The sequence below is a fragment of the Xenorhabdus budapestensis genome (assembly GCF_002632465.1).
GTDB classification, from domain to species: Bacteria; Pseudomonadota; Gammaproteobacteria; order Enterobacterales; family Enterobacteriaceae; genus Xenorhabdus; species Xenorhabdus budapestensis.
Map to the genome: position 1 here is coordinate 159,786 of NZ_NIBS01000005.1, position 9,757 is coordinate 169,542.

Below are 9,757 nucleotides of genomic sequence, written 5' to 3' on the forward strand. Positions count from 1 at the left end.
TATCCCCGCCCGCACTGGGCGAGGGTTTACGGCGGATTTTGCTAAGTATTCGCATATATCTACACATCACAATACAATATCAGCATTGAACTCACGCTATCTTATCCCCATCTATCGTCAATAACCCATAATGGGATATAAGGCTGATCACAGCTTATACCCACATACAAAGAAAGGCTCTCATTATGACTAATCCGTTACTGACATCTTCAGTATTGCCTAAGTTCGCTGAGATTGAACCTAAACATGTCGTTCCTGCTGTAAAAGAAACACTGGCGAACTACCGTCAGGTAATTGAGAAGATTTTAACCGAGAATTCAATTTTCACTTGGGATAACCTGTGCCAACCTCTCTCTGAAGCATCAGACAAGCTTTCCCGTATGTGGTCACCTGTCGGGCATCTGAACTCCGTCAAAAATAGCCCGGAGCTTCGCGAAGCCTATGAGCAAAGCCTGCCCCTACTTTCCGAATTCAGTACCTGGCTTGGGCAACATAAAGGACTATATCAGGCTTATAAATCGCTCAAAGAAAGCCAGTCTTTTGAATCTCTGTCCCAACCACAGCGCAAATCTATTGAAGATACACTGCGTGATTTTGAGTTAACAGGCATTGGTCTGCCGGAAGAAAAACAGAAACGCTACGGTGAAATTACTGCACGTTTATCAGAAATCGGCTCCCAATTCGGCAATAACGTACTGGATGCCACAATGGGTTGGACGAAGCTCATTACCGATGAAAATGATCTGGCTGGTTTACCTGAAAGTGCCAAAGCGGCAGCTAAAGCCGCCGCAGAAGCCAAAGATCAGGAAGGCTGGCTGCTAACGCTGGATATGCCAAGCTATCTTCCTGTCATGACCTATGCTGATAACCGTGAACTGCGTCAGCAAATGTATTACGCCTACACTACCCGCGCATCTGATCAAGGGCCTGATGCCGGGAAATGGGACAATAACGCCATTATGGCGGAAATGTTGGCATTGCGTCATGAACTCGCTCAATTGCTGGGTTTCACAAACTACGCCGAACACTCCCTTGCCACCAAAATGGCTAAAACACCTCAGCAGGTGCTCGATTTCCTGAATGACCTGGCTCATCGTGCTCATGGTCAAGGCAAAAAGGAACTGGAAGAGCTGACCAACTTTGCCCGTTCACATTACGGCGTTGATAAGCTGGAAGCATGGGATCTGACGTACTACAGCGAAAAACAGAAACAACATCATTTCTCCATTGATGATGAACAACTACGTCCTTATTTCCCTGAACAACAGGTAATTGAAGGGTTGTTTGAAGTTGTCCATCGCATTTATGGCATCACAGCCAAAGAGCGACACGATGTCGAAACCTGGCACCCTGATGTTCGCTTCTTCGAACTGTATGATGAAAAGCAGACATTGCGTGGCAGTTTCTATCTGGATCTCTACGCCCGTGAGCATAAACGTGGCGGCGCATGGATGGACGACTGTGCTGGCAGAATGCGCCACGCTGCCGGTGAAATACAGAAACCTGTTGCTTACCTGACCTGTAATTTCAATAAACCGATTGGTGATAAACCTGCTCTGTTTACTCACGATGAAGTGATAACACTGTTCCATGAGTTTGGTCATGGCCTGCACCATATGCTGACCGAAATTGAAACGCTGGATGTCTCCGGCATCAATGGTGTGCCGTGGGATGCGGTTGAGCAGCCAAGCCAGTTTATGGAAAACTGGTGTTGGGAGCCGGAAGCACTGGCGTTTATCTCCGGTCACTATGAGACTAAGGAGCCTCTGCCACAAGAGATGCTGGATAATATGCTGGCAGCGAAAAACTATCAGGCCGCAATGTTTATCCTGCGTCAGTTGGAGTTTGGTCTGTTTGATTTCCGCCTGTACTCTGAATATGACCCGGCAAAAGGGGCGCAAATCCTGCCAACCTTACAATCCGTGAAGAAACAGGTCTCTGTCGTTCCGTCACCAGAGTGGAACCGTTTTCCGAACTCTTTCAGCCATATTTTCAATGGTGGTTATGCAGCAGGTTATTACAGTTATCTATGGGCAGATGTGCTCGCAGCAGATGCTTATTCCCGCTTCTCTGAAGAAGGGATTTTCAATCGTACAACAGGTCAGTCGTTCCTCAACCATATCCTGTCCCGTGGCGGTTCAGAAGATCCAATGACGCTGTTTATTCGCTTCCGTGGTCGCGAACCAAAACTGGATGCGATGCTGAAAAGTGCCGGTATCACTGGATAACTTGTGTGGAAATTCGCGTGAAGATTTGTTTGATTTGCGAACAGAGCGCTGATAACAGCGCCTTATCTCAATTAGCTGAACGTTGGGGTCTGATACACGATGAAGATTCCACTATGGCTTTGGTACTGACCCCTGAACGGCTGGAACTGCGCAAGCGCGATGAACCTAAATTGGGCGGGATTTATGTCGACTTCGTTGCCGGTACGATGGCTCATCGCCGCCGATTTGGTGGCGGTCGTGGTGAAGCCGTCGCCAAAGCAGTTGGTATCAAGAAAGACTATTTACCCACAGTGGTTGATGCAACAGCAGGGTTAGGACGTGACGCCTTTGTGCTGGCTGCAACTGGTTGTCATGTCAGAATGCTGGAACGCCATCCTGTCGTCGCGGCTTTATTAGAAGACGGGCTACAGCGTGGATATCAGGATGAAGAGATTGGGGACTGGCTGAAAGAACGCATGACACTGATCCACGCCTCAAGTATTACCGCATTGACGGATATCACTCCACAGCCTGATGTAGTTTATCTTGATCCGATGTATCCGCACCGGCAAAAAAGCGCGCTGGTCAAAAAAGAGATGCGTGTATTCCAGTCGCTGGTGGGTGCAGATGAAGATGCCGATACATTATTGGCACCGGCCCGTGCGTTGGCAAAACGGCGTGTTGTAGTGAAACGACCGGATTACGCAGAGCCATTGGCGGGGGTTAAAGCATCTGCGGCGATTGCTACTAAAAATCACCGTTTTGATATCTATCCTTGTTAATTACGTCACTTAAGTAGGCGTCCTGCCTACTAAAAACAATTATGCAGCCATAGCAGAAAGGCTAATGGCTGCCTTTCCCTTATAACCCAGTTTACGATTTTGTGTATTTACTATTATTTCGTTTTTTATTTGTATACATACTCAATTCTATACTTTGAAAATCATCAAAAATTTCAATGTGATTTCTAATAATGCTCTACAGTGAAAAACGAGATTACAGTTATCTGAGTAAATTTTTATGGTATTAAGCCACTGATGATAAATAGGATACCCTTTTTGAAAAACACCAAATGCATGCATAATCACATTTTATTGCGATTAGTGTTATTAAAGGGAGGGCAATAAAAGCCCTAAAAACAAGTCCCTGCCACTTCTGTTACTTTAAAATCTAAAAGCCAATCAGGCAGAGCCAAAACCTGTTGCTGACCACCTCCAAATGTCCATTACCCGCATTTTTGTAGCCCATCGGCCAGAAACGATTGCCGTCGCGGATAGGATATATAATCTAAAAAACAAAGCCTTTACGGGATATGACATACCCAGTACTATCTTGCCTTGATTGTACTTCTGATTCTAAGCCCCATGGCAACATGGGGTTTATTCATCAAAAAATCACTTATTGTTTGCTGATAAGCTCACTGGATTACAATACACCCTGTGCCAGCATTGCATCAGCGACTTTAACAAAGCCAGCGATATTCGCGCCCTGTACATAGTTGGTCTGTTTGCTTTCTCCACCATATTCTACGCAGGCTTGGTGAATATCGAGCATAATGTGATATAAGCGGATATCCACTTTCTCGGCTTTCCAGCTCAGACGTGCTGCATTCTGCGCCATTTCCAGACCAGAAGTCGCCACGCCTCCCGCATTAGCCGCTTTACCCGGTGCAAACAAAACTCCCGCCTCAAGGAAAGCATCCGTCGCTGCAATCGTTGCTGGCATGTTTGCCCCTTCCGCAACCGCTTTTACGCCGTTCTTAATCAGTAAATTCGCATCTTCCAAATCCAGCTCATTCTGGGTAGCGCAAGGCAAAGCAATATCGACAGGCACCGACCACGGATTTTGACCTTTAAGGAAAGTCAAACCACGCTCTTTGGCATAATCTTCGACACGACCATAATGCTTGTTTTTAATCTCTCCGAGATGAGCCAGCTTTTCTAGAGTAAAACCTTCTTCATCCAGTACAGTACCGCCAGAATCAGATACCGTAACCACTTTAGCGCCCTGCTCCATACATTTTTCGATAGTGTATTGAGCAACATTTCCCGCGCCAGAAACGGATACCCGCATCCCATCCAGATCCATACCATGACGTTTAAGCATGGCATGAGTGAAATAAACCAGGCCATAACCCGTTGCTTCAGGGCGGATCAAACTGCCACCAAAAGAAAGCTCCTTACCAGTGAAAACGCAAGCTGTATTGTTGGATAATTTCTTCATCATCCCCGCCATAAAGGCAACTTCCCGACCACCAACACCAATATCACCGGCCGGTACATCGGTATCAGGTCCCAGATGGCGGTACAATTCTGTCATCAATGCCTGACAAAACCGCATGATTTCACCCTGACTTTTTCCTTTCGGATCGAAATCAGAACCCCCTTTTCCACCCCCCATTGGCAACGTTGTCAGAGCGTTTTTCAACGTCTGCTCAAAACCCAAAAATTTAAGGATTGAGAGATTAACAGAAGGATGAAAACGCATCCCTCCCTTAAATGGCCCAATGGCAGAATTAAACTGCACTCGCCATGCGCGATTCATCTGAACTCTTCCCTGATCATCAACCCAGCTAACGCGGAATTGAATAACTCTTTCCGGTTCAACCAAACGCTCCAGCAAACCTTGCTCACGATATTGCGGATTTCTTTCAAGAAAAGGCCAAAGTGATGTCATCACTTCCCTTACTGCTTGTAAATATTCTGATTGATGTGGATTGTGATACTGGATTGATTCGAGAAATGAGACTAAAGATGATGAAATATTCATTTATAGCTTCCTTTATATCATTCAGATGTGATGCTCCCCCAGCCATTTCCCTTATACCCTTCATCTTGCGAGTTGCCGTTGCGATACAACTCAGAATCTATTGGGTATCTTATTTTTTGTCGAAAATGTGAGGTAACTACGGTTTGCTTTCTGAATATACCACTGTTTTATGATTGAATTTCAATAACTATTTTTATAATTTTTGTTAAAAATAATTCTAACAGTTTCCAAAAAGTATCATTAAAAGAGTCATCATCTTTTCTTAGGCAAAAAAAATCGCCTGCACAAGCAGACGATTTCACAGAATCCAATTTTAACCGAAGATTAATCTTCATCACGTAATGGAATAATCAGCATATCAACATGAACTGTGTTAATAAGCTGACGTGCCGAAGACATTAGCTTGCTCCAAAAATCCTGATGATGACCGCACACAACTAAATCCATATCATATTGCTTGATAGCATCAACAAGAACTTGCCCTAAGTCACCGCTGCCACTCAGTGTTTCCTGAATTTCATAGCTTGAATTGGCAGATAGCTCTTTCAGAGAATTACGGGTTTCATCAGCAATACGCTCTTGCATATCACCAAGATTCACGTCAATTAGACCGGTATAAAGATCAGAGTAGTTAACATCAACATGGATCAAGGAAACTTTGGCATTGTATGGTTTTGCCAATAAAACCGCTTTGTCCACCAAGATCCTGCTTTCTGGAGATAGATCAACTGCAACAAGGATATGTTTGTAAGCCATATAAGTGAACTCCTTCCATAAAATGGATTGGCGACATTAAACGCCATGATTCTATGCTTATACTATAACTGCTTGAGGTCTCTTTCGAGTGTTGTTGTGATCACAACTTGTTACTTTATTTTTTTAACCATTTGAAAACACAGATATCTGCTTACAACACTACAGTAATATTAAAACCTTATCAGCATCACATTCCTTGTTTTGAACCTATTTTTCACGGTCGTTTGACTTTTCTAATACGCCATTTCCTCCTAAAATTTAATACAGTGATTATTCATATTGCTATCTTTTGAGATGAATTCTTAATCTGGTATTTCATTGCCGCTCTAAGGAGGGGGAAATATGTTCAGTATGGTTGCATTCTTTTGGGCAATTTGCACTATCTGTATTATCAATATATTACGCTACGTCTCTTCGCTCCGCGTATTATTATCTATTTTGCGCCAGGCAGATCCGATGCTATACCAATCTATTGATGGTAATGGTTTTTTTACTGCTAATGGTCAGTTTGGTAAACATATTCGGCTGATACACTACATCAATTCGCAAAGCTACCTCAACCATCACAGTACCGATGTTATCTTTTTCTGCGAAAGGCTACGGAAACAATTTATATTGACGAGTGTGTTATGTGGGATTGTTTTACTGTGTCTGATAGTAATTGCTTGAGAGTAATAGCAACGGCAAAGGAAAGAGAATGTGAAAATGATAAAGTGCAATAAAAAGGGTTGATGAATATAGCTCAACCCTTTTTCCTAAAAACGATTAGATCAGTTGCAGAGCAATCCAGTACAAGCAGCCTGACAATGCAATTGAAATAGGCAACGTCAGTACCCACGCCAGCATGATATTTTTGATAGTCTTACTTTGAACACCACCACCATCAACCAGCATTGTACCTGCTACCGCAGAAGAGAGAACCTGCGTTGTCGATACTGGCATCCCCGTATAACTGGCAACCCCAATCGACACTGCTGCTGTAACCTGAGCTGAAACTCCCTGGGCATATGTCATGCCTTTTTTACCGATTTTCTCACCAATAGTGACAGCAACCCGTTTCCAACCAACCATTGTCCCCAGAGACAGGGCAAGAGCCACAGCGATAATGATCCACATTGGCGCATATTCAACGGTATTCAGCAGATCTTTACGCAATTTATGCAGGAAACGTGCATCTTCCATACTGGTTTCAGGCAGTTTAGCCACTGTTCCCGCAGTATCAGCAATACACATCAGCATACGACGCATATTGTTACGTTGGTCTGGGGTCAACTGATTAAAGTTCTGGATGCTTCCCAACATTGTTTCCGCGTTATTCAGCACCACCAACGCACGTGAACTATCACAGTGGAAAGTCATATCCAGTTGGTCTTCAACCGCGGATACAGCCGGAGTTAGCTCAATCGCATGAGAAAGCGCAGGAGCATGTTGTTCATAATACTGGTGTAAATGAACAACTGCATCATGGGTGCGGGCAATGTCGTAGCTTGTTGAGTTCATATTGACAACAAAGCCAGCAGGCGCGACACCAATCAATACCAACATGATCAGACCGATACCCTTCTGGCCATCATTTGCGCCATGAGAAAAACTCACACCAACAGCAGAAAGGATTAGTGCAGTCCGTGTCCAGAATGGTGGTTTACGTTTACCATCCTGCTTTTCACGTTCAGCCGGAGTCATATGGATACGACGGCGCTTTTTAGTTCCGCTCCAGTAACGGCGCAGTAAAAAGACCATCACTCCTGCAATCACCAAACCAATCAAAGGAGACAGAATCAACGACATAAAAATCTGTATCATCTTCGGAATATTAAGCGCCTCAACAACAGAAGAGCTGGTCACTATCGCATTGGTCAGGCCAATACCGATAATGGAACCAATCAACGTATGAGAGCTGGATGCCGGAATGCCGAAATACCATGTGCCCAGGTTCCAGATAATTGCCGCCAGCAGCATGGAAAAAACCATCGCTAAACCATGGTTTGAGCTGACATTCAGCAGAAGATCTGTAGGTAATAGATGCACAATCGCGTAAGCGACACTTAATCCACCAAGGAGGACCCCAAAAAAGTTAAAAACCCCTGCCATGACAACGGCAAATTGCGAACGCATAGCGCGGGTATAAATAACAGTTGCTACTGCATTTGCGGTATCATGAAACCCATTGATGGCTTCATAGAAAAGCACAAACAACAGAGCAAGTACTAACATAAGGCCGGTATAAAAATCCAGGCCAGTAAACAGATGTAGCATAAACGTTAAGCCAGTTAGTAGGACATGAACGCGGCGCATTATCAGTGACAAACGCTGGCGGGAAAAGAGAAATATGACCTTTTTTTGATTTAATGACAATAAACCGACAGAAATTAATCATTTTCATAATATATATCAATATATTACATAATTTCTATGTTTTGATATTTTTTTGATGAAAAATGACTTGTCACGATAAAAGTTCAAACAAATGCTGATTTTTCTCTGCATTTCGCAGATAGTCCCTCCACAATGAAGTTTATTTCCTGCAAAGTGATCCGGCAAGAAAGTAATTCAGCAAGATAGAGACAACAAACTAATGGAAAAATTTGATGTAGTGATTATTGGTGCTGGCGCGGCTGGCTTGTTTTGTGCTGCACAAGCAGGGCAGGCAGGATTGAACGTTCTGGTGCTGGATAACGGTAAAAAAGCAGGCCGTAAAATTTTGATGTCCGGAGGCGGGCGCTGTAACTTCACCAATATGTATACTGAACCTGCTGCCTATCTTTCTGCCAATCCACATTTTTGTAAGTCAGCACTTGCTCGCTATACACAGTGGGATTTTATTGACTTGGTACAACGTTATAGAATTGCCTATCACGAAAAAACGTTAGGACAGCTTTTTTGTGACGACTCTGCCCAACAAATTGTCGATCTGCTTTTGCAGGAGTGTGAAGCAGGTCAGGTGACAATCCGGCTACGCAGCGAAGTGACACAAATCGAGAAACATGAACAGGAATTTGAGGTTTTCGTATCGGGGAAAAAAGTAAGTACGCACTCACTTGTTGTCGCATCTGGTGGACTATCCATGCCCGGATTGGGAGCTTCTCCTTTAGGTTATCGCATCGCGGAACAGTTCGGTCTTAATATCCTGCCGACCCGTGCGGCATTAGTGCCCTTTACCTTGCATAAACCATTGCTGGAACAACTGCAAACCCTCTCCGGTGTTGCGGTTCCTTCGGTTGTCACCGCGAAAGATGGCACCGTGTTCAGAGAAAATATCCTGTTTACCCATCGCGGACTTTCCGGTCCCGCGATTTTACAGATCTCCAGTTATTGGCAGCCCGGTGAGTACGTGAGTATTAACTTACTTCCTGATACAGACTTAGATATCTTCCTCGATAAGGAGCGAGAATCCCATCCTAACCAAAGTTTGAAAAATACTCTTGCCAAACTGCTACCCAAACGTCTGGTGGAATGTTTGCAGTCTCTTGGTCAACTACCGGAACTCTCTCTGAAACAACTTAACCTGACACAGAAAAAAGAGCTGATCACTACCCTGCAATGTTGGCAAGTACAACCAAATGGTACGGAAGGATATCGTACGGCAGAAGTTACTCTTGGCGGTGTGGACACCAATGAGCTGTCATCGAAAACAATGGGATCCCACAAGGTCAAAGGATTGTATTTTATTGGCGAAGTTGTTGATGTTACCGGCTGGCTTGGCGGGTATAACTTCCAATGGGCATGGAGTTCTGCATGGGCTTGTGCGCAGGCTTTATCATGTATGGAAAGACAATAATGCATTGATAAATATACAAAAAAAATACAAATTTAGCGTAATCTATTTCGTTGGATGGAGTCCATTCCAGATGGCGATTTTGCCAATCCGGGACTTGTTCCAGAACCGCGTCTGTGACCTTCGATTCAGCGCCACTGACACATCGGCGTCGTACATTTTATCGGTTTAACGATAAGCGCAAATTGGCGGGTTCTTTACCTTAATTCTATTTGGGAAGAGATGTCCGGCCATTATAAACATCTTTAGC

The 9,757-nt window shown here is 44.2% G+C and carries 7 protein-coding genes; 4 read left to right on the top strand and 3 right to left on the bottom strand.

Annotated elements, in window-relative coordinates:
• Positions 1 to 185: 185 nt before the first annotated feature.
• A complete protein-coding gene (prlC, locus tag Xbud_RS07335) occupies positions 186 to 2,228 on the top strand; it encodes an oligopeptidase A (protein ID WP_099135449.1) in 2,043 nt (680 codons plus the stop codon).
• Between the two features lie 17 nt (positions 2,229 to 2,245).
• Positions 2,246 to 2,989 (top strand): 16S rRNA (guanine(1516)-N(2))-methyltransferase RsmJ, encoded by a 744-nt coding sequence (gene rsmJ, locus Xbud_RS07340; RefSeq protein WP_099135500.1) that lies wholly within the window; start codon positions 2,246 to 2,248, stop codon positions 2,987 to 2,989.
• Positions 2,990 to 3,632: 643 nt separating this feature from the next.
• On the opposite strand, the gene gdhA is transcribed toward rsmJ, so the two are convergent.
• Entirely contained in the window at positions 3,633 to 4,976 is a 1,344-nt protein-coding gene (gene gdhA, locus Xbud_RS07345; protein WP_099135450.1) for an NADP-specific glutamate dehydrogenase, read from the bottom strand.
• Between the two features lie 324 nt (positions 4,977 to 5,300).
• A complete protein-coding gene (gene uspA / locus Xbud_RS07350) occupies positions 5,301 to 5,732 on the bottom strand; it encodes a universal stress protein UspA (protein ID WP_099135451.1) in 432 nt (143 codons plus the stop codon).
• Between the two features lie 342 nt (positions 5,733 to 6,074).
• Here uspA and uspB point away from each other — a divergent pair, with 342 nt between their 5' ends.
• Positions 6,075 to 6,401, top strand: coding sequence for a universal stress protein UspB (gene uspB, locus Xbud_RS07355; RefSeq protein ID WP_099135452.1), 327 nt, complete (start codon positions 6,075 to 6,077; stop codon positions 6,399 to 6,401).
• A 96-nt stretch (positions 6,402 to 6,497) separates the two neighbouring features.
• Here the strand turns inward: uspB and pitA are convergent, their stop codons facing one another.
• A complete protein-coding gene (gene pitA, locus Xbud_RS07360) occupies positions 6,498 to 7,988 on the bottom strand; it encodes an inorganic phosphate transporter PitA (RefSeq protein WP_099135453.1) in 1,491 nt (496 codons plus the stop codon).
• 319 nt (positions 7,989 to 8,307) lie between these two features.
• Between pitA and Xbud_RS07365 the strand changes: the two genes are divergently transcribed.
• On the top strand, positions 8,308 to 9,510 hold the full coding sequence (locus tag Xbud_RS07365) for a BaiN/RdsA family NAD(P)/FAD-dependent oxidoreductase (protein ID WP_099135454.1): 1,203 nt from the start codon (positions 8,308 to 8,310) through the stop codon (positions 9,508 to 9,510).
• The last annotated feature ends 247 nt before the right edge of the window (positions 9,511 to 9,757 follow it).

Coding starts and splice junctions, on each gene's coding strand:
- gdhA (WP_099135450.1), bottom strand. CDS start 4,976: ATGAATATTTCATCATCTTTAGTCTCATTTCTCGAATCAATCCAGTAT.
- prlC (WP_099135449.1), top strand. CDS start 186: ATGACTAATCCGTTACTGACATCTTCAGTATTGCCTAAGTTCGCTGAG.
- Xbud_RS07365 (WP_099135454.1), top strand. CDS start 8,308: ATGGAAAAATTTGATGTAGTGATTATTGGTGCTGGCGCGGCTGGCTTG.
- uspB (WP_099135452.1), top strand. CDS start 6,075: ATGTTCAGTATGGTTGCATTCTTTTGGGCAATTTGCACTATCTGTATT.
- uspA (WP_099135451.1), bottom strand. CDS start 5,732: ATGGCTTACAAACATATCCTTGTTGCAGTTGATCTATCTCCAGAAAGC.
- pitA (WP_099135453.1), bottom strand. CDS start 7,988: ATGCTACATCTGTTTACTGGCCTGGATTTTTATACCGGCCTTATGTTA.